Annotated in this window: 19 protein-coding genes, 1 pseudogene and 1 other annotated feature; of the genes and pseudogenes, 11 read left to right on the top strand and 9 right to left on the bottom strand. The window is 39.4% G+C overall.

Going from position 1 to position 19,999, the window contains the following annotated elements; translation table 11 throughout:
- Positions 1-5: 5 nt before the first annotated feature.
- On the bottom strand, positions 6-1,049 hold the full coding sequence (locus tag H541_RS0103295; protein WP_022795924.1) for an Rgg/GadR/MutR family transcriptional regulator: 1,044 nt from the start codon (positions 1,047-1,049) through the stop codon (positions 6-8).
- A gap of 427 nt (positions 1,050-1,476) precedes the next feature.
- On the opposite strand from H541_RS0103295, the gene H541_RS0103290 reads away from it, so the two are divergent.
- Positions 1,477-2,775: an MFS transporter gene (locus tag H541_RS0103290; protein ID WP_022795923.1), complete on the top strand. Its 1,299-nt coding sequence runs from the start codon at positions 1,477-1,479 to the stop codon at positions 2,773-2,775.
- A gap of 61 nt (positions 2,776-2,836) precedes the next feature.
- Positions 2,837-4,534: a M3 family oligoendopeptidase gene (locus H541_RS0103285; RefSeq protein WP_022795922.1), complete on the top strand. Its 1,698-nt coding sequence runs from the start codon at positions 2,837-2,839 to the stop codon at positions 4,532-4,534.
- A gap of 197 nt (positions 4,535-4,731) precedes the next feature.
- Here H541_RS0103285 and H541_RS0103280 read toward each other — a convergent pair whose 3' ends face one another.
- The 4 genes and pseudogenes from H541_RS0103280 to H541_RS12485 form a co-directional block, all read right to left on the bottom strand.
- The gene (locus H541_RS0103280) at positions 4,732-5,211 is read right to left on the bottom strand and encodes a YehR family lipoprotein (protein WP_084684511.1); all 480 of its coding nucleotides are present in this window, start codon (positions 5,209-5,211) and stop codon (positions 4,732-4,734) included.
- Between the two features lie 328 nt (positions 5,212-5,539).
- Positions 5,540-6,733 carry a M20 family metallopeptidase gene (locus H541_RS0103275; protein WP_022795920.1) on the bottom strand — a complete coding sequence of 398 codons (1,194 nt, stop codon included), beginning with the start codon at positions 6,731-6,733 and terminating at the stop codon, positions 5,540-5,542.
- A 63-nt stretch (positions 6,734-6,796) separates the two neighbouring features.
- Positions 6,797-7,717 (bottom strand): transporter substrate-binding domain-containing protein, encoded by a 921-nt coding sequence (locus tag H541_RS0103270; RefSeq protein ID WP_022795919.1) that lies wholly within the window; start codon positions 7,715-7,717, stop codon positions 6,797-6,799.
- A gap of 55 nt (positions 7,718-7,772) precedes the next feature.
- Positions 7,773-8,527 (bottom strand): annotated as a pseudogene (locus tag H541_RS12485) (transporter substrate-binding domain-containing protein).
- Between H541_RS12485 and H541_RS13590 the strand changes: the two are divergent.
- Positions 8,526-8,684, top strand: a complete 159-nt coding sequence (locus H541_RS13590; RefSeq protein ID WP_022795918.1) for a hypothetical protein — start codon at positions 8,526-8,528, stop codon at positions 8,682-8,684. The pseudogene H541_RS12485 and the gene H541_RS13590 sit on opposite strands and share 2 nt — an antisense overlap.
- Before the next feature lie 102 nt (positions 8,685-8,786).
- On the opposite strand, the gene H541_RS0103255 is transcribed toward H541_RS13590, so the two are convergent.
- The 4 genes from H541_RS0103255 to H541_RS0103240 form a co-directional block, all read right to left on the bottom strand.
- Positions 8,787-9,677: a transporter substrate-binding domain-containing protein gene (locus H541_RS0103255; RefSeq protein WP_022795917.1), complete on the bottom strand. Its 891-nt coding sequence runs from the start codon at positions 9,675-9,677 to the stop codon at positions 8,787-8,789.
- A 53-nt stretch (positions 9,678-9,730) separates the two neighbouring features.
- A complete protein-coding gene (locus tag H541_RS0103250) occupies positions 9,731-10,465 on the bottom strand; it encodes an amino acid ABC transporter ATP-binding protein (protein ID WP_026501582.1) in 735 nt (244 codons plus the stop codon).
- Between the two features lie 55 nt (positions 10,466-10,520).
- Positions 10,521-11,237: an amino acid ABC transporter permease gene (locus H541_RS0103245; protein WP_022795915.1), complete on the bottom strand. Its 717-nt coding sequence runs from the start codon at positions 11,235-11,237 to the stop codon at positions 10,521-10,523.
- Between the two features lie 150 nt (positions 11,238-11,387).
- Positions 11,388-11,623, bottom strand: a binding site (T-box leader).
- A gap of 88 nt (positions 11,624-11,711) precedes the next feature.
- Positions 11,712-12,596 (bottom strand): helix-turn-helix domain-containing protein, encoded by an 885-nt coding sequence (locus H541_RS0103240; RefSeq protein ID WP_022795914.1) that lies wholly within the window; start codon positions 12,594-12,596, stop codon positions 11,712-11,714.
- Positions 12,597-12,989: 393 nt separating this feature from the next.
- Between H541_RS0103240 and spx the strand changes: the two genes are divergently transcribed.
- The 8 genes from spx to lrgB all read left to right on the top strand — a co-directional run bounded on the left by spx (position 12,990) and on the right by lrgB (position 19,794).
- Positions 12,990-13,400, top strand: a complete 411-nt coding sequence (gene spx / locus H541_RS0103235) for a transcriptional regulator Spx (RefSeq protein WP_022795913.1) — start codon at positions 12,990-12,992, stop codon at positions 13,398-13,400.
- A gap of 196 nt (positions 13,401-13,596) precedes the next feature.
- Positions 13,597-14,247 (top strand): NUDIX hydrolase N-terminal domain-containing protein, encoded by a 651-nt coding sequence (locus tag H541_RS0103230; RefSeq protein ID WP_022795912.1) that lies wholly within the window; start codon positions 13,597-13,599, stop codon positions 14,245-14,247.
- A 64-nt stretch (positions 14,248-14,311) separates the two neighbouring features.
- Entirely contained in the window at positions 14,312-14,866 is a 555-nt protein-coding gene (locus H541_RS0103225) for a chromate transporter (protein ID WP_084684510.1), read from the top strand.
- Positions 14,863-15,399, top strand: coding sequence for a chromate transporter (locus tag H541_RS0103220; protein WP_022795910.1), 537 nt, complete (start codon positions 14,863-14,865; stop codon positions 15,397-15,399). The genes H541_RS0103225 and H541_RS0103220 overlap by 4 nt, the downstream gene beginning before the upstream one ends.
- Before the next feature lie 116 nt (positions 15,400-15,515).
- Positions 15,516-17,303, top strand: a complete 1,788-nt coding sequence (locus H541_RS0103215; RefSeq protein ID WP_022795909.1) for a sensor histidine kinase — start codon at positions 15,516-15,518, stop codon at positions 17,301-17,303.
- Positions 17,303-18,028, top strand: a complete 726-nt coding sequence (locus tag H541_RS0103210) for a LytTR family transcriptional regulator DNA-binding domain-containing protein (RefSeq protein ID WP_022795908.1) — start codon at positions 17,303-17,305, stop codon at positions 18,026-18,028. The genes H541_RS0103215 and H541_RS0103210 overlap by 1 nt, the downstream gene beginning before the upstream one ends.
- A gap of 624 nt (positions 18,029-18,652) precedes the next feature.
- Entirely contained in the window at positions 18,653-19,111 is a 459-nt protein-coding gene (gene lrgA / locus H541_RS11430; RefSeq protein WP_022795907.1) for an antiholin-like murein hydrolase modulator LrgA, read from the top strand.
- A complete protein-coding gene (gene lrgB, locus H541_RS0103200; protein ID WP_022795906.1) occupies positions 19,108-19,794 on the top strand; it encodes an antiholin-like protein LrgB in 687 nt (228 codons plus the stop codon). The genes lrgA and lrgB overlap by 4 nt, the downstream gene beginning before the upstream one ends.
- Positions 19,795-19,999 lie beyond the last annotated feature (205 nt).

Genomic DNA, 19,999 nt, shown 5'->3' with positions numbered 1-19,999 from the left:
GAAGCTTAAGAAAAATAGGTGGGAAAAGATTTGTTTTGACTTTTTAGTAGAATATGTTTCAGTATATTCTGATAGCTTTTGGCAAGTTTAGGTTGATTAAGAGCAGCAAAAATAGTAATGGCAGACTGGCACTTTTTAGTGCCAGTTTTTTTGTGGCCTTTTAAGATATCTATCCACCCGTTGTAAAATACGAGTTGGTTACTATTTAGGAGATCTTTTGAGTCGTTAAGGGTGTCATAGGCTAAACTCAGGGCATCATCTGCGGCTTTCAGTTGATTGAAATTGGCAAAGGTAGATACAGCGGAAAAAATCAGCTCACAACGCATGTCGTTCATCACTGTAAAATCTTTCATCTTCGTTGTTCTTTTCAAAGCAATTGGCAGTAACTGGATAATGGTATCCATACTAAAGGTGAATAAGAAAAAGCGGAAAAGTGTCACTTCGTAAATACTCCAATTCTCTACTTTGTAGAGGTAACTCACAATTGGAAGCGAAATTTGACGAAAGTCGGCCATCTGCCGTTTAAAAAAGATATCAAATTGAGTAGCGGAGAGCTGGTTGTCAAGGCTATCCAAAAAGCCAGTATTGGCCATATTGATATCATAAATCTGTTGTAGTAATTGAATATACAAACGTAGAAATCGTTGCCATTGACTAGTGGCCTTCAGCTCACTAGCAACTTTCTCTAATTGCTTCTTGGCCGTCATATAACGATCAGTGAAATCGGCGGGATCATTAATGGAGTCGATTTGCGCGTTGATATGTAGAATGCGATCTAAATAGCTATAGAAAGGACTTGATAAATAAGCTGGAATCTGCGAAAACGTCACGGCTGTTTGTCCTTCAGTGGACTGGTGCTTCAGAAAATAAAATTCCTCTATCGTCACATTGATTTTATCAAGGAGATGCTCAAAACGTCTCATTGTGATGTCACGCTCGCCATTTTCAAATTTACTGATGAATGACAGACTATTCTGTTCGTCTGTCAATTGTCGTAATGTTAGTCCCTTATCTTGTCTAATGTGTTTAAACAACTCACCATTTTCCATACATAGATGCACCTCTTATGTTTAGTCCTAGCCTAATACCCTAGGAGCTCTTACTTCTCATTCTATTTTTCTATTACAGTATAAGCGATGGTTTAACAATTTAGCTTTTTTTCTACTATAGTAGAATTTTTAAAGAGATTCCGCAAGATCTTCGTATACTTAAAATAACTCATTTCCTAAAACAAGCGCGTTAATGATAATGGCTATTGTGTAGTGATTAGGGTAGAAAGTAACAATAACCACCAATAAACCACCAATAAACCACTATAACAACTCTTAGTTGTCTATTATTTCGTTAAAAACAACTAGTAGTTGTGCAATTCAACTCGCTATCCCTATTTTTTATCAGGGTGGACGGATAGAATGTGAGTCATAAAAGTTATCGGGTGGCAGCATGACAGAGACATCCGTTTGGAGGAACTTATCAATGAAAGAGTATTTAAAGAATAAAGCATATCGGGCTCTGATCAATGCGGCAGTATTAAATGGTATCGGAAATAGTCTATTCAATATTGTGTTCGTGATTTATGCTAGCCAGATCACGCCACAGAAGTTAGCGGTGTCTATCGCCTCAATCACCATGTTTATCCCCAGTCTGTTGCAGATTGTTATGGGTTATGCAGCTGACCAGACCAAGGCTAAAGTGAAGTTATTATTATGGACGCGTTTAGTACAAGCTATTTTATTTGTGGGCTTAGCTGGATTAGTGCTATTACCCAATACTTTTGGTTTATTTCTTGTTTTACTAGTCATCAATGTCACGGCAGATTGTCTAGGCTCTTATGCAGGAGGGCTGCAACTCCCACTTCTTAAACAGATTATTCCAGAAAGCGAATTGAATGCTGCTATGGGATTTCAAACGGCCTCACAAACAATCGTCCAAATCATTTTTCAAGGAGTTGGAGCATGGGCTATTGTGTTAATCCACTATAACTATAGTCTGTTTGGCATAATCAATGCCTTGATGTTCTTGTTATCAGCAACAGTAATTTTTAAAGAGAGAACAATACTTACGGCGGCTGAACCGCATAAAGCCGTTCAAAATGAAATGGCAATGGGAGAGAAGAAAGATAGAACAGGTAAAGGCGTCTCGTTTAAAACGAGTGTCACAGAGACGTTTAGTATTCTAACAGATAATCGTTTTTTGGCGAGGGTGCTCGTATTTGCTTTTGTGATTAACTCTCTATCTGCTAGTCTTGATGGCTTGATCACTATCACTTTATTGGACCATCATGAGCTATGGCTCGCTAATTTTGAAAATACGGTTGCTATGATTGGAATGACAATCTCCATTGGAATCATAGCAGGATCATTAGTTGATAGTGATCCCTTTAAAAAAACGGGGTTGATCCCGTTGGTTGGCATGGTTGGACTGTTGCTCTTGGCTTTTTCGTTAAATATGATGACGATCAGACAGAACTGGCTGATGATTCTAATCCTGTTTGCGACAGGTTATTTACTAGGTAAGCTCAATCCGCGGATGGGAGCTTACATGCTTAAAACCATTCCACAAGACAAACTGGCAATCGTGAATGGTGTCTTTGGAACAGTCGTATTGATTGGTGCTCCTCTGGGGCAGTTCATCTTCCTAGGTATTGGTAATATGTGGAACGTGACCCTTAGTTGGGCATTATTTGCTATTGGAACAGTGGTCATCATCATGATGGCCATTAAAGATAAGACAAGTGATCCAATACAAGTGAAAAACGAGAAGTTAATAGGCTAGTTTTTAGAAGAAGTGATATAATAGTAAGCAACTAGACTAAAAAAACAAAGGTGGGAACTGAATGAAATTTCCAAATTATCCATATGAACGTCCAGATTATGAAGCGGTGAAGAAGGAAGCCACATTTTTGGTAGACCAAATCACTCATGCAGAAGACGCCTCTGAAGTTATAGCGGCTGTTAAAGCCTACGAAGCATTGACTTCAAAAGTCGACTCTAATTCGCAAATTGCAGCGATCCGTCATTCAATCGATACACGGGACCCCTTCTATGATGCAGAAAATTCATATTGGGATGAACACGGCCCGCTCTATACAGAATTGAATACGGCTTATTATAAAGCTATCTTGGAAACACGCTTTGAAGAAGAATTGAGTGACGTTATACCTGAAACCTTTTTCAAAATGGCAGAATACCAACTTAAAACACTCAGCCCTGAGGTTATCCCGTTACTTCAAAAAGAAAATGAAGTAAGCAGCTCGTATAACAAGCTGATTGCGAGTGCTCAAATCGATTATGATGGGAAGAAATTGAATCTTTCTCAATTTGGTCCTTATCTCCAATCGACTGACCGTGAGGTTCGTCACTCTGCTAGCACTGCACAATGGCAGTTCTTTGCAGATCACGAAAAAGACTTTGATGACATTTATGATCAATTAGTCAAAATCAGACACGAAATCGCTCAAAAACTGGGTTTCAAAGATTACGTAGAATACAGTTACTACAATATGATGCGTTTTGACTACAACAGAGAAATGGTCAGCACCTACCGGGAACAAATCTTAAAAGATGTTGTACCAGTTGCTAATCGTTTATATGAAAGACAAGCAGAACGTATTGGTGTAAAGGACATGAAGTATTATGACCTTCCCCTTAATTTCCTAGATGGGAATGCGACGCCAAAAGGGACACCTGAGGAGATCATTAAGTCTGGTCAAAAAATGTATCATGAATTATCCCCTGAAACAGGTGAATTCATCGACTTCATGTACGATCATGACCTTCTTGATCTCTTAGCAAAAGAGGGTAAAGATAGTGGTGGTTACTGTACCTATATCCCAGAATTTAAATCGCCGTTTATTTTTGCGAATTTCAATGGGACTTCAGGGGATGTCGACGTCTTGACCCATGAAGCTGGTCATGCCTTCCAAATCTTTAATTCACGTTGGATTACGCAACCAGAAATTGTCTTCCCAACGTATGAAAGTTGTGAAATCCATTCTATGAGTATGGAATTCTTCACCTATCCTTGGATGAATTTATTCTTCGGTGATCAAACTGATAAATACAAGTTTGCCCATCTCGGAAGTGCCGTCCAATTCTTACCTTATGGGGTGTTAGTGGATCATTTCCAACATGTTGTTTATGAGAACCCAGAATTAACACCGGATGAACGTAAAGCTGAATGGCGTCGTTTAGAGAAGCTGTATAATCCACATAAAGACTATGATGATAATGATCTATTAGAACGTGGGGGTTGGTGGTTCCGTCAAGGACATATCTTCGGAGCTCCATTCTATTATATTGACTATACTTTAGCACAAGTGTGCGCCTTCCAATTTTATAAACGCGCCTTAGTTGATCATGACGATACCGCTTGGTCAGATTACTTAGAAATTTGTAAGGTCGGTGGGACCAAGACTTTCCTTGAGATCGTTAAATTAGCTAATCTTGTCTCTCCATTTAAAGAAGGCTCATTAACGGATGTTATCCATACTATCGCAGCAGAACTCGATAAAGTGGACGACAAAAGTCTATGAAATGATTAAATAAAAACGATCTAATAGGAATTTTCCTATTAGATCGTTTTTATTTTATAGTATTTGAACACGAGTCCTATTTGAATGTGAGTATTATTTAAACGTGAGTATTGTTGAACAGGAATATTATTTAACGGGAGCTGATGATGACATAACCGATAACTCTTTCTTTCAACCTAGAATAAAGTTAAAAGAGACTATTCCGTTTTTTCAGTATAGCCATTTTGTTCGAGAAGATCGCGGCTCTTCTCTAAACTAATCCCGTTTTCACTGTTTTCGTCAAAAGTCATACCAGGTAAGCTTCTGGCTTTATCAAAATCAAGTGTTTCATAGTCGATTTCCAAGTGCTCTACTGCGTGGTCATCATTGTAGGTCATCTCATGGGTGATACCTTTGATCCCTTTAAATTGAGTTACAAATGGCTCCAAAATTTCTTGAGCTTCTTCTTTTGTTTCAACAGGAATGCTGGTATAAGGAATCACATTGTCTGCCGTTTGTTTTTTGACGTCATCACCAGAGTGGTAGTAAGTCAAAACGGTTTGCACACCACCGTTTTTTGATTCAAAGACAGTCGTCTCAAGAGCATCAGATTTTGAACAGCCAACAAGAAATACTAAAACACCGAGCAATAACCAAGTAAATCGATTGGGTGATGAGTGGCTAGGTTTGAACATCATAATTTCCTCCTTGTCAAAAAGCGATTGCGACAGTGCGTGGCTATGAGGGAAGTGAATGATTACTATATGGTTATTTTAGCAAAATAAAGGTTATTCTGATATTAATTGGCTTTATGAGATGATATATGGCGCTATATGAATCTATGACAAGTTAGGAAATACAAATTATAAATTACAGATTAAGGCTGACATGTCATTCCTATCATCATTAGCGTATTACATCAAAGTACTACATCAGAGTATTACATCAAAGTATTATATGAGCGTATGACATCAAAACAAAACACCGTAGAGGGGGTCTACGGTGTTTTGTTTCAAGAATGACAGCTTATTCGGCTGTGAGTGTCTTGATGTTTTCTTCGTGTTCTAATTTTACGGCTTCTAAAGTTTCTGGGTGTTCAAGTAAATCTAATGCCATTAAGGCGAGACCTTCTGCGGCTTTTATTAAGCCATTCTTCCCTTGTTCGGTCAGGGTGGCAGCAGCCATTTCTTTCGTGTGTGCACTCACTGAATCGTCTACTATTTTGATATAACCTTGGATGGTAGGACATTTATAGCTAGCTGCTCCAACATCAGTTGAACCACCAGTTACTTCATCTACTTTTTGAATATTAGGAACGCCTAGTTCTTCATATTTTTCGGTCAATAAATCAGCTAATTTATAGTTGATCACTGTATCTTCATAAGGACATTCGTAAACTTCTGTTTTGACTGTCGTTCCATTAGCCTTGCAGATTCCTTTGACTGCTTGAATGGCTTTTTCGGTTACTTGCTTAGCATAGGCCATAGTTGGTGCTCTAAAATAGTATTCTAGAGAAGCATAGCCTGGGATGACATTTGCAGCTTCGCCACCATCCTTAATAATACCGTGGATAAAGGTATGGGGAGCAACAAACTGACGTAAGAGATTGATTTGAAGATAGCTCATGACAGCGGCATCTAACGCCGATTTCCCTAGTTCAGCATGGCAGCCATGGGCATTTTTACCATAGAAGTGGAACTTGATTGGGTTCAATGCACTGGATCTTGAGCCAACACTATTTTTACTTCCTGGGTGAACCATCATTGCGACATCAATATCGTCAAAAACACCAGCGTTAGCCATCGATACTTTACCACCAAAGTTTTCTTCAGCAGGGGTCCCTAAAACAATCACTGTACCACCAAATTGATCAATGATTTCCTTGATGGCTACACCAGCGGCAATTCCAATACCAGCGATAAGATTGTGACCACACCCATGTCCAACTTCTGGGAGAGCATCGAATTCACACATCACAGCAATGGTAGGTCCGGGCTTATGAGACTGGTAGACCCCCTTAAAGCCAGTAGGGACGATGTAACCAGAGGTGGTCTCAAAACCGACTTTATCAAGATAGGCCACAAGAACTTTGACTGTTTCAAATTCTTGATTACCAATTTCTGGGTTGTCGTATAATGTTTTGACGATTGTCATGTAGTCATCAATATGAGATTCGACAGAATCGATGATCGCTTGTTTTGCTGTTAAAGTTGTTGTCATTTCACATGTTTCCTTTCATCTTGTCATCTTGCTTCATCACATGGCTAGAGCCCGTAGTTTAGGTTATTCAGCGTCTATTGCTTCTGTGGATTGTGCCTTGGCCTCATCTTTCCATTTTTCAATATTACCATTGCCTTTGTTGTCTTGGATGACCTTGTTGACTAAGTCAATAAAGCTTTTATTGTTGTCGTCTTTTGGAAAACCAACGACGTTAGTGCCATAAACATTATCACTATCAAGGTCAAAGCCGTCTTTTGGTAAGATGGTCAGATCTGGGAATGATGAGATCACTTGTGACGCAGAGGAAGTAGAGACAGTTACTGCATCGATATCACCCGAATCAAGAGCCATGATAGCAGCATCTGTTGTGCCATATTGCTTGATGTTTGTTTCGCTAGTCAGCTTTTGGGCAATCTCATATTGAATCGAGCCGCCTTGTGCACCGATAGTTATCTCAGCATTTTTTAAATCATCTAGTGTCTTGTACTTATCAACAGCTGCTTTAGGTACGATAATACCTTGATAGCCATCTGAAACTTCTTGTTGGTAGCCTTCAGAGAAATCCATTACATCAGCCCGAGCCTCAGTTTTAGCGAAACCTGAGATGCCAAGATCTACAGAACCCGTTTGAATATTAGCCAAGACCCCATTGAAATCAGTTGCTTTGATCTCGAGATCAACCCCAATTTCATCTGCAATTGCTTGCGCTAGTGAGATGTCACTTCCAACGATTTCCTTTTGGTTGCTATCGTTTAAGACATAAAACTCAAATGGTGGAAAGTCTGGTGAGGTCCCTAGTACGAGCTTACCAGCTTTTTTAATCTCGGCTAATTTGTCATCTTCAGCTGTTTCTTGATTAGAATCACCATCAGATGTATCACCATTGTTGGAACAAGCACTTGTTACGATGAGTAACAGTAATAGAAGTGGTAAGAACAAAACGTATTTTTTTAACTGTTTAGATATTTTCGATTGTTTAGACATGGATAGACCCTCCAATTTCGAGTTTTAACTTTTCTTTGATATGCGTTATAACGGTTTATTCTTCAATAGCATCTTTTGATAATTTAACAGCCGCTTCTTTCCATTTATCGATATTGCCATTTTCGATATTGTCTTTAATTACTTTATTAACTAGCTCGACGAGGCTTTCATTGCCATCTTTCTTAGGGATACCAATCACGTTTGTGCCATAAAGATTATCAGGATCAAGGCCAAATGTGTCTTCTGGTAGAATCGTCAAATTAGTGAAGGATGCAACAGTTGGTTCGACGGCTGTCGTCAAAACGGCTACTGCATCGATATCACCTGCATTGAGTGCAAGAATGGCATCATCGATTTGTGAGTATTGTTTGATATTAGGAACTGAAGTGATGGTTGATGCTAACTCATGTTGAATCGATCCACCTTGGACTCCTACCGTTAATTCTGCTTCTTTTAACTCATCCAAAGAAGAATATTTTGCCGCTGTTTCTTTAGAGACAACTAAACCTTGATAGCCGTTAGATGTTTCTTGTTGATAGCCATCAGAGAGACCCATGACCTCTGCCCGTTCTTTGGAGTAAGAGAGTCCGGAAATACCAAGATCAATCGATCCTGCTTGAATATTTGCTAGGACACCATTAAATCGGTAGCCTTAATCTCTAGATCCACACCAATTTCATCAGCAATAGCTTGTGCGAGATCAAGGTCACTTCCAGCGATTTGTTTATCGCCGTTTTCATCTAGAACATAGAACTCTAAAGGTGGAAATCCTGGAGAAGTCCCAACAACGAGTTTCCCGGATGCTTTGATGTCCGCTAAGACGTCTGGAGCAGAATCAACAGCTCCAGCTGATTCATCTGAAGCATCGCTACTGTTAGAGCAGCCAAACAGAAAGAAGAGAAGTAATAGAATGGGAAAGAGTGATAAGAATGATTTAGCTTATGTTGTCATTGGGTCAACCTCCTAATGGTTTGAGTGGTAGTATCAGAGTTCAGTGTGATAGGTAGAGGCAATGAATGGAAAGTAGTCGTTGATACTGCTGAAGCTTTTAATGCTGTTAATGCAATCCTTATTCTTCAATGGCGTTAGTGGATCGTTCAATGGCCTCTTGTTTCCATTTTTCAATATTGCCATTGTCTTGGTTTTCCTTGATGACTTTATTGACAAGTTCGATCAAGCTTTCGTTTCCTTCTTCTTTTGGAATACCAACAACGTTAGTGCCATAGAGATTGTCAGGATCCAAATCAAATTCGTCTTGTGGCAAGATTGTTAAATCTGGGAATGATGCTAGAACTGGTTCAACAGCTGATGTCAAAACAGCAACTGCACCGATATCTCCAGCATTCAGAGCAAGAATCGCATCGTCATTTGTGCCGTATTGTTTAATATTTGTGGCTGAAGTGATGTGGGTAGCAAGCTCAGTTTGAATGGAACCACCTTGTGCTCCGACAGCTAGATCAGCTTCTTTTAATTCGTCTAAGGTCTTGTATTTTGCGGCTGTTTCTTTCGTCACCAGGATTCCTTGATAACCATCTTCGGTTTCTTGTTGATAGCCATCTGAAAGATCCATTGCTTCTGCACGTTCTTCAGTGTAAGAAAATCCTGTGATTCCTAAATCAACTGATCCGGTTTGAACGTTAGCCAAAACCCCATTGAAATCGGTTGGTTTGATTTCAAGTTCTACACCAATTTCATCGGCGATTGCTTGTGCTAAGGAAATATCACTCCCAACGATTTCTTTCTCACCATCGTCATTCAGAATGTAGAATTCCATTGGTGGGTAGTCAGGTGAGGTACCTACAACTAGTTTTTTAGCTTCTTTGATTTGTGCTAGTTTATCTGGGCTATCGGCCGAGTCATTCGTAGAAGAATTGTTACTGGAACAAGCACCTAACAGTAAAGTCAGTAGTAGCAGCGGTATGAGAGTGAAGAGAACTGTGAGAGAGTTACGTTTAGTCATGGTTTTAGAGACTCCTTTGATTTTTGATTTTAAGTAATGCGTAAACTAATGATTTAGTAATTGATTTGGTCTAAGAAAGCCTTCGTACGGTCATGTTTTGGATGATTGAAGAGTTCTTCAGGGGTGCCTTCTTCTACGATGACACCTTCATCAATAAAAATAACTCGGGAAGCTACGTGTTTAGCAAAATTCATTTCATGAGTGACGATAACGGTTGTGAGATGACTTTTTGCGAGATCTTGGATAACTAGAAGGACTTCTTTGACCATTTCTGGGTCAAGAGCACTAGTTGGTTCATCGAAAAGCATGACATCTGGTTCCATGGCTAGGGCTCTTGCAATGGCTACCCGTTGTTTTTGACCACCCGATAATTGGTTAGGATAGGCATCTTTCTTGTCAATCAAGCCCACTTTATTAAGCAGTTGTTCTGCTTTTTCTTGCGCTTGTTCTTTTGTCATTTTATGTCGTTTGACGGGAGCTAACATGATGTTCCCTAGCACTGTTTTATTTGGAAATAAGTTGAAGTGTTGAAATACCATACCGATATTTTCACGAAACTTGTCGATCTGACTCTCTTTCAAGTGTGGATTGTTCAATAGGTTACCGTGAAAAAATACTTCACCAGAAGTAGGTTTCTCCATCAAGTTCATACAGCGTAGTAACGTAGATTTTCCGGATCCGGAGGGTCCGATAATGGCTAGCACTTCACCTTGTTTTACTGTAGTAGTGATTCCTTTTAAAACCTGAAGATCACCAAATTGTTTTTTCAAATCGATTGTTTCCAACATCTTTTCATCAGATATTGGACTAGCATTTTCTTGAATGAGTGTGTCTTGATTGGTATCAACCATAAACTTTTAACCTCTTTTCTAGTATCTTCAATAAGCTGGTCAAAATAAACGTAAGAACGAAGTAGATGGCGGCGACAACGATCAATGGTTCAAATATCGAGAAGGTTGCAGCTTTAACAATATTCGTCGTATACATGACATCGAAAACTCCTACAACAGAAACGATAGAGGATTCTTTGATCATTGTGATAAATTCATTTCCTAACCCAGGTAGGACGACCCGAATAGCTTGAGGAATGATAATAGACGACATCGTTTCACGACGGCTGAGTCCTAGAGAACGACCAGCTTCCATTTGGCCTTTATCAATCGATTCTAATCCACCACGAAGGAGTTCACAGATATAGCCTCCAGAGTTGATTGATAAGGCAACGACAGCAGTCAAGAATTCTCTAGACCCGTAAACATTGCCGAGAAATGGCATAGCTGGAACAGAGATGCCGATGATTGGGAAGCCATATAACCAAAGAAACAATTGAACAAGCATCGGTGTTCCACGGACAATCTGGGTATAACATTTTACAATGGCATGTAAAAATTTGAATCGGGATTGTTGCATCGAAGCTGCAATCAAACCGATGATCGATCCAATGATAACTGTCGAGAGAGATAAAACAATTGTCACCACTGTGCCATCGATAAAGGTGGGTATCCATTTCACCAATCGGGGAAAATTTAATTTAACAGCTGATAATAGTAATAAGTTCAAGGAAATTAACCTCACTTTCAATTTGGTAGTCGAATTTGGTTGTTATAGGTAAAGTTATGTAGAAACAAAGTTATAAATAAATCATTAGGAGTCATATTTTAACTGTGAGAAGTAGGGAAATAAAAAAATCTCGTCTCTGTGCCCAATAGACACAGAGACGAGATTTTTCCCGCGGTACCACTCTAGTTAACAACACCAATCATTGCGACATGATTGGATTTATTCACTCCTTTTGGTAACGCCCAGACGGCGAGGCTAGCTATCAATCATTCTTTGCTAGCCTGTCTCATAAGTGCGGTTCAGCTTAGACAAACTTGATAGGCTTCCACTCTGTCCTATCTCGCTAGTAGCTTGCTCTAGCTTACTCTCTTACTCAACGACTTGTTTATAAACTTGTTTTATTAACTTGATGAAAATTCTATCAATCTATTTACAGTAAGTCAACACTTATTTACACAATTACTCATTATTTTTTCATTTTTGGGCGAAATCAGCTTTAAAATACGTATTTACTAGCTTTTCGTAGTCCTTTGTCCAAGCATTATAACGGTCAAAAGTCGTCGTCATGTCAATCAATTTAAAGAGTTTGACTACTTTTTTTGCCTCAATTAAGTAATCTCCGTCTTTTTTAAGATAGTAATTGGCAATGTTAATAATCCATTTTCGACACAAACTATAGTAGACATATTTATCATCGATAGTTAGTCTTGAAATCTTTTCAACTATTTGACGCACTTTTGCATTTTCTTGGCAAAGGATCAATAAGGATATCATGTTGATTGATAACGGAATGACACGTACTTGTTCATCTTCAGGCAACTTTGAAAGGGTTTGATAAGCTTTTGAATAAAGTTCAAAACAGACATCAGCATCCGCGAAGATAAAGAGTGTGTTGTTCAAAAGGGTTATCTCGTACTTTCCCCAGTTATTGCAACGAAAGAGGTAGTCACGGATGACCTTCTTGTCGTGTTCGTCATAGTCCTTTTGCGCGATGCGAGCGAGATAAAGGCTCGTTAAGGCCTCTAGGTGGGTCAAGTAGATTGTATCGTGGGTAGCTCGTTCGACTGCGATATCGTGCCGTAATTTGTACAAAGAAATAGAATTTTTAGAATTAAAAGCAGTATAAAGTCTCTTTTCCCATTCTTTTTTTCGAAGTGCAATATCTAGATCTGCTAGTTTTTGAAATTCCTCTAGCGTAACGTTGAGTCTCTCTAAGATATGCATGACTGTTGTAAAAGAGGTTTCGATCTTATTATTTTCGAGTCTCCAGTAATTTGCTTCGTCCATTACGCCGTTACAAATCAATCGAATGGGGATATTTTTATCTTTGCGCAAAAATTTCAATGTTGATCCTATCACGTTTTTTCACCTCGATATTGTATTTATACAGTAAATTGTCACAAATCGCAAGAAGTAGTGTACAACTATAATATAAGGTTGAAAGACTAAAAAAGGAGGGAACTGTTATGTGGGAATGGGAAATCATTACGAATGGCGTTATCGACTTATTCAAATTGATCACTATCTTTTTCTAACCGCTACTAAAGTTGCGATATCATTTCAAAAGTCAAATTCTAGTCACTGATTGTTTCGTCTTGTTACGATGTTGATCGCGTGATCACCGTATCTAGGCCTTGGTTCCCCTAGTGTGTCGTTTACAGGGTCTCTACTCAGAGCTGTTGACCCACAACGATAATCGGACAAGCCAAGCTAACTTCTAGGGACAAACAATGGATCTAAAGGAGGGATTTCATGGTAATTATCTATACTGCTCCAAGCTGTGCGTCATGTCGTAAAGCCAAAGCGTGGTTTGATGACCACAAAATAGACTATGTTGAGAAAAACTTTTTCCAAAAATCATTGACACATCAAGAAATCAAGGCAATATTGCGAATGACCGAGAATGGAACTTCCGATATTATCACGACACGTTCTAGTTCTTATCGAAAATTGAACGTCGATTTGGATTCATTGCCTTTGAAGGAGTTACTTGATTTGTTAGTGGCACATCCTGGTTTACTTAAAAAACCAATCATTATGGATGAAAAGCATTCACTGGTTGGCTATAGCGATGATGAGATTAGAAGGTTTTTACCTCGGAGTATCAGACGCGCTAATCTACGCCAAGCGGAATTAAGAGCTAACGCATTGCCGGCGTCTTGACTGGGCCAAGAGAGTACGTTGACAATTAAATCAGAATAAAACATGACAGTTAGACCGGTCGGCCCACAAGGCAGACCGGTTTTTTATGGTTGTGAAGCATGTTAGAATAGACTTACCTGTGGCACATGCTTCTAGGTAACAAGAGTCATAGCTATCAGCCAGTGGTTTAAAACAGAGGAAGCGAGTGTGCCAGATCATGGATTATTTGAAACAGTTTAGACGGCTGTTAGCAATTGCTGAAGCCGGAAAGTATTATGGAAAAGATCCGTTTGATCAAGAACGGTATGACGAACTAGCTGAGGTGGCGTTGGAACTGATAGCAAGCCTCGATCATTCTTCTGTCAACGAGTTAGAATCACTGGTCAAACCCGAGCGTGGCTACCCTACTCCTAAGGTGGATGTTCGAGGCTTTATTTGGCATAAGAATAAGGTATTACTCGTCAAACATAGGGCGACTGGGGAGTGGTCTTTACCCGGTGGCTATGCTGATGTTGGGTTGTCTCCTAAAGAAAATGTTTTAAAGGAGATTGAGGAAGAGACAGGACAACTAGCTGACGTCCTCTCACTTAGGGCCATCTTTGATACGAATCTGGAAGAAAACCCACAACAATTATTTCAATATTATCGCATGATTTTTGAGTGTCGATTGAGACAATCAAGTGAGTCTAGAGAATCAGACAACTCCGATGAAACTTGTGAAGAAATGCGATTAGCATTCAGTCCTACTACTGAAATCACTGAGATTGGGTTCTTTTCTCTAAACGATTTACCTGTATTGTCAAAAGCACGGACAACAGTTAAACAATTGACCTTTCTGTTTCAAGACCATCAACTTTATAGCGATTGACTGCAGTAGAAGACTAAAAAGTACAGAATAAATAAACATCTAGAAAGGTGCGAGACAGAAAAGTATGGTTATTTGGCATTTATTTCGAATTTTCTTTATTTCAGGGTTGTTCACCTTTTCAGGTGGTATCGCAATGATTCCCATGTTGCATACGGAGTTAGTCACAAAATCAAATTATTTAACCGAAGAGGAATTTTATTATTATACTGCTATATCTCAGACCCTACCTGGGGTCATCTCATTGACCTTGGCTTGTTTTGTTGGGAAAAAAATCAAAGGGTGGAGGGGGCTTATAGCCTGTGCACTTGCTGTTATTTTGCCAGCCTATTCCATCATGCTTATCCTAACAATCCTGTACCACAGTCTCCCACAAAATGGCGCGATTGACGGCGTCTTTACAGCAGTGAGAGCAACTGCGGGGGTTTTCGTTTTGGAAGCATCACTTAATATGGGGCGCATTACTGCGAAGACGACCCGAAAAGTGATGGTTGTCATCGGTGTGGTATTTGCAGTATATGTCTTAAATATTTCAGTTTTGACCATCATTGGCTTGACCTTTATTTATGCCATCCTACTTTCAGCCTATGATTACTTTTGGAGAGGAGGGGGTAGAGCATGATGTGGTGGACGTTATTTGTCACATTTCTAAAAATAGGGTTCTTGGGATTTGGTGGAGGCTATGCTATGTTGGCTCTGATTTACGCTGACTCAACTGCTCTGGGTCTAACGGTCCAACAATTTGCTGATCTTAACGCACTTGACCTCCTGGCTCCAGGACCAATCGCCATCAATTCAGCTACATATGTTGGTTATCTAACAGGTGGGATACTAGGGTCAACTTCAGCGACACTAGCCGTGGCTGTTCCTTCCGTGGTCTTTGTGACCCTCTATCTTCATTATGAAGATGCTTTGTTAAGACAACCTGTGATCGCCCGTTTTCTAAAGGCAATTAAAATCGTTGCCGTTGGTCTGATTGGTGCGGTTGCTATATCGCTATTGGTTGAAGCAAGTGGTATCAGAGCCTCACAAGTAGATTGGATAGCTTTGATTGCCATCGTATTTGCTGTTTTTGCGAGATTCAAGTTGCGATTGAACCCTATTCTCGTCATCATTTTAAGCGGAGCAGTAGGGGGTATCTTAAGTCTTTGGTAAGGAGCATAAAGATAAAGTCTAGTTTACTCGTGGCAGTGGGCTAACAGTAAAGTGTTAAAAACAAACAATCTGAACCGTAAAATAGCGAGTGGGTAGGTCAGTCGGAGGCCGTTGACATGATAAATTTAATCTTTTTAATGATAGAACGTGTTGGCTTAATCATTATCGTTGCCTATATTTTGATGAATAGTCAACATTTTAAGAACATTTTGACAAAGCGTCAAAGCCTAAAGACCCAACTACAACTGATATTGATCTTTGGACTTTTTGGGATCATCTCGAACTTTACCGGAGTTGAGATTAGTAATAACCATATTGTGTCTGATCAAATTTTAACCAGTCTATCGGAGAATGCTTCGCTTGCGAATACACGTGTATTGACGATTGGCGTGTCAGGCTTGGTTGGTGGCCCGGTAGTCGGCACAGTTGTGGGATTGATTTCGGGTATTGTCCGCTTTCTACAAGGAGGGGAGGAAGCATATATCTATGTGATCTCATCTTTGATTGTAGGAATTTTCTCTGGCCTGTATGGGTGGCGAACAATCCGTAAGAATTCTTATCCAAGCATCCTAGAAGGGGCAACCGTAGGGGCTTGTATGGAGCTTGTGCAAATGAGTTGTATTTTGATGTTTGGTTCATCAATCGTGACCTCTTGGTCATTGGTAAGATTGATTGCCATCCCAATGACATTTATCAATAGTAGTGGGACAGCTATTTTTCTCTCAATCATCGATTCCACGTTGAAACAAGAAGAGCAAACGAGAGCAGTCCAAACGCATGACGTGTTGGAGCTAGCGAACCGGACAGCACCGTTTTTTAGGTCTGGTCTAAACGAAGCCTCTTGTATGGAAGCAGCCAAGATTATTAAACGTTTTATCAAGGTATCGGCTGTTAGTATTACGGATACTGAGAGCATACTGGCTCACGTAGGAGCGGGGAGTGATCACCATAAACCGACCGAAAAAATCATCACAAGCTTGTCAAAAGAGGTTTTGAGGACTGGTAAAACGAAAGAGGCTCATTCACATGACGAGATCGGTTGTAATCACCCAGGCTGCCCATTGGAGGCAGCAGTTGTAGTGCCACTATTTTCAAAAGGGAGAATTGTTGGGACGCTAAAACTCTATTTTACGGACGCTTTCAAGTTGACCTTTGTTGAACGGCAGCTCGCAGAAGGACTCGGTAATATCTTTTCAACACAAATCGAACTAGGGGAAGTGGAGTTACAAGGTAAGTTACTTCAAGATGCCGAAATCAAATCGTTACAAGCACAAGTTAACCCCCACTTTTTCTTCAATGCCATCAACACGATATCAGCCTTGATACGCGTTGACCCTGAAAAGTCTAGGAAACTCCTGATCCAGCTCGGACATTTTTTTAGAGCCAATTTACAAGGCGCGAGAAAGAGTCTAATTCCACTTGAAACGGAACTCAACCAAGTTGAAGCCTATCTATCATTAGAACAAGCTCGTTTTCCTGATAGATATGATGTTACGCTTGATATTGAACCAGCTATTAAAGACGAAGTTTGGTTACCGCCATTTATTATCCAGATTCTAGTGGAAAATGCCTTGAAACATGCTTTTGGTAATCGGAAAACGGATAATCATGTTTGGGTGACTGTCTGTCGCAAAACGATAATGGATAAGCACTCAAAACCTATTGAACTGTTATATCTATCCGTTAAGGACAATGGGAGTGGTATTGATAAAGAAAAAGTATCGCTGTTGGGTCAAGTTGCCGTCTCCTCTGAAAAAGGAACCGGGTCAGCTCTTGAGAATCTTAACAAACGGTTGATTGGTTTGTTAGGACCTGAAGCAGCGCTTCATTTTGATACATCCCCTCAAGGAACAACTGTCTGGTGTTACTTACCAAAAGGAATTAAGCAAAAGGAGGCAATCTGATGCATACATTGATCGTTGATGATGAACCCTTAGCAAGAGGCGAACTCAGATACCTTCTAGAAAAGTGCGATGAGATTACTAGTATTAGCGAAGCAGATTCAGTTCAGGATGCTTTGAGTGAAATTCTGAAACAGAAACCAGATCTTCTGTTCTTAGATATTCATTTAACCGATGAATCTGGTCTGACCCTTGCTGAAAAAGTGTTGCAGATGAAACAACCACCATTGATTATTTTTGCAACAGCGTATGATGAGCATGCTATACAGGCTTTTGAATTGAATGCTATCGATTATGTCTTAAAGCCCTTTGAACAACCAAGGATTGAACAAGCAGTGAAACGAGCAGCCAATTACTTTCATCGTTTGAAAACGGATCAGCAAACTGATAGGCCAAAAATTATGGATACTATTCCTATACAAATGGAGGACCGAATCTATATCGTAAAAATCGATCAAATCATCGTAATGGGTGTGTTGGATGGTGAAACAACAATCCACACAAATGACCGTGCCTATACTACGAAAGAACCACTGAGCACGTATGAAAAACGACTGAGAAGTGATGACTTTATTCGTGTCCATCGCTCCTATATTATTAACCAAAAATATATCAAAGAAATCGAACCTTGGTTCAATCACACCTACCAAGTTACAATGACCAATGACCTCAAAATCCCCGTTAGCAGATCATATATCAAAGAATTTAGAGAGAAAATAGGAATCTAAAAAGGATGTTCATGAAGCGTTCAACTTCGAGACATAAGATGAGCTTGCTGAGAATTTTCAATTCTCAAGTGAGATCGACTTATGTGCGAAGAAGTTGCTTCAGGAACACAGATTAAAAAAGGATGTTCATGAAGCGTTCAACTTCGAGCTATTAGAAGTTGCTGATTGAACATCCTTTTTTTGTATTTCACTCCCATATTGTTGCAACTGAGGCCCAATATATCGCATGTCGGCATGATTTTCCACATGAAAGCGGTTAATAAAGCTAAAATAACAGTGTAAAGAAAGTTAGATGTTCCACAAGGATAGATATTCAACAAAGTTAGATGTTCGAGAAACATAGATGTTTGAGAAAGATAGATATTATGGAAAGATGGATGGATTTTTAAAGTGAGTGGTAATCGTATTGAATCCAATAGCACATTGACCATTACTTTGATTTTCATATCAATTATCTTAACTATCTTTAAGCATTAAGAGTTCTAAATCTCAAGAGTTTTAAGTCTCAAGAGCTTTAAACATCAATAATTTAAAGCAAGTCAAACAACTCAAGCATCTCAAACATCTCAAATATCGCAAAGAGTATAACATCGTAGCTGAAATCACGTTATGGAGGTATTTATTATGAAAAAGTCAAAAGAAGCACCGATCATGAAGCAGATTGCTATTATTTCAGTGATTATGTTGATTTCTGAATTAATATCTAATTTTATTCCGTTTCCAATGCCATCATCAGTCATTGGACTGATCATCCTTTTTGTCGCTCTGTGTACAAAGGTTATAAAACTTCAAGATGTTGAAAAATTAGGAACTGCTTTAACAGATAATATTGGATTATTATTTGTACCAGCGGGTATTTCAGTTATGAATTCCTTTGATGTGTTAGCTCAAAGTCCAGTATTGATTCTCTTATTGATTGTTATCTCTACGATTTTATTGATTGTCTGTACGGGGGTTGGGAGTCAACTGATCTTAGCCATCAGTGCTCGTGTCAAAGCAACTGACAAAAAGGAAAGTCAACGTGCTGATAGGGCTCGGATGAGACAACGTAAATCAATCGTTGAAGGGAGAGAAGATAGATGAGTATGTCACCTTTTTTTGGAATCGCGGTCACTGTCATCGCCTTTGGAATGGGCAAGTATCTGTTTAAAAAATTTAATGGCTTCTTCCTATTTGCACCACTATTTGTCGGAATGGTGTTAGGGATTGCTTTCTTAAAGACCTTCAATTTAACTTTTGAGGCCTATAATGAAGGGGGTAAGCTAATCAACTTCTTGTTAGGTCCAGCAACTATTTCCTTTGCAATTCCGTTATATAAGAAACGGGATGTTTTACTGAAGTATTGGAAGCAAATTATTGGTGGTATCACGTTAGGTAGTTTAGTGGCTATTTTTGGAATCTATATGGTTTCTAAAGTCTTTCAACTGAACACTGAAGTTATTGCTTCGATGTTACCTCAAGCAGCAACAACAGCAATTGCTCTACCAGTTTCAACTGGTATCGGTGGGATCTCTGAATTGACCTCTCTGGCAGTTATTTTAAATGCAGTAATTATCTATGCCCTAGGGAAATCTATTTTAGCCATCTTCAATATAACTGACCCAATCGCAAGAGGATTGGCCTTAGGAACAAGTGGCCATGCCTTGGGTGTTTCTGTAGCAGCGGATATGGGCGAAACGGAGGCATCGATGGCCAGTATCTCAATGGTCGTGGTTGGTGTGATTGTCGTGGTGATTGTCCCGATACTGGCACCGATTCTATTGTAGAGTTATAGCACCTATAGTGTTAATACCATAACTGAGTAAAGAGTTAAAGTAGTTGTATGTTATAACGTATATAAAGCATCTGGTGAGCAAAATTGGCTCACCTTTTTTGTTGGACTTTGATAAGAATTGGCTGGTATTTGATTGTATTGTTTGACAGTTTTATAGGATTTTATTGATAATAGAAGTATCGAGTAGCGATAGGTAG

Source organism: Bavariicoccus seileri WCC 4188 (assembly GCF_000421665.1).
Lineage (GTDB): Bacteria > Bacillota > Bacilli > Lactobacillales > Aerococcaceae > Bavariicoccus > Bavariicoccus seileri.
Note: the sequence above shows the minus strand (reverse complement) of the source record. Positions and strands in the feature narration are given on the sequence as shown.

What these genes read in the sequence shown, in the direction of transcription:
- H541_RS0103295 (WP_022795924.1), bottom strand. Translation starts at nt 1,049, where the DNA reads ATGGAAAATGGTGAGTTGTTTAAACACATTAGACAAGATAAGGGACTA.
- H541_RS0103290 (WP_022795923.1), top strand. Translation starts at nt 1,477, where the DNA reads ATGAAAGAGTATTTAAAGAATAAAGCATATCGGGCTCTGATCAATGCG.
- H541_RS0103285 (WP_022795922.1), top strand. Translation starts at nt 2,837, where the DNA reads ATGAAATTTCCAAATTATCCATATGAACGTCCAGATTATGAAGCGGTG.
- H541_RS0103280 (WP_084684511.1), bottom strand. Translation starts at nt 5,211, where the DNA reads ATGATGTTCAAACCTAGCCACTCATCACCCAATCGATTTACTTGGTTA.
- H541_RS0103275 (WP_022795920.1), bottom strand. Translation starts at nt 6,733, where the DNA reads ATGACAACAACTTTAACAGCAAAACAAGCGATCATCGATTCTGTCGAA.
- H541_RS0103270 (WP_022795919.1), bottom strand. Translation starts at nt 7,717, where the DNA reads ATGTCTAAACAATCGAAAATATCTAAACAGTTAAAAAAATACGTTTTG.
- H541_RS13590 (WP_022795918.1), top strand. Translation starts at nt 8,526, where the DNA reads ATGTCCGCTAAGACGTCTGGAGCAGAATCAACAGCTCCAGCTGATTCA.
- H541_RS0103255 (WP_022795917.1), bottom strand. Translation starts at nt 9,677, where the DNA reads ATGACTAAACGTAACTCTCTCACAGTTCTCTTCACTCTCATACCGCTG.
- H541_RS0103250 (WP_026501582.1), bottom strand. Translation starts at nt 10,465, where the DNA reads ATGTTGGAAACAATCGATTTGAAAAAACAATTTGGTGATCTTCAGGTT.
- spx (WP_022795913.1), top strand. Translation starts at nt 12,990, where the DNA reads ATGGTAATTATCTATACTGCTCCAAGCTGTGCGTCATGTCGTAAAGCC.
- H541_RS0103230 (WP_022795912.1), top strand. Translation starts at nt 13,597, where the DNA reads ATGGATTATTTGAAACAGTTTAGACGGCTGTTAGCAATTGCTGAAGCC.
- H541_RS0103225 (WP_084684510.1), top strand. Translation starts at nt 14,312, where the DNA reads ATGGTTATTTGGCATTTATTTCGAATTTTCTTTATTTCAGGGTTGTTC.
- H541_RS0103220 (WP_022795910.1), top strand. Translation starts at nt 14,863, where the DNA reads ATGATGTGGTGGACGTTATTTGTCACATTTCTAAAAATAGGGTTCTTG.
- H541_RS0103215 (WP_022795909.1), top strand. Translation starts at nt 15,516, where the DNA reads ATGATAAATTTAATCTTTTTAATGATAGAACGTGTTGGCTTAATCATT.
- H541_RS0103210 (WP_022795908.1), top strand. Translation starts at nt 17,303, where the DNA reads ATGCATACATTGATCGTTGATGATGAACCCTTAGCAAGAGGCGAACTC.
- lrgA (WP_022795907.1), top strand. Translation starts at nt 18,653, where the DNA reads ATGAAAAAGTCAAAAGAAGCACCGATCATGAAGCAGATTGCTATTATT.
- lrgB (WP_022795906.1), top strand. Translation starts at nt 19,108, where the DNA reads ATGAGTATGTCACCTTTTTTTGGAATCGCGGTCACTGTCATCGCCTTT.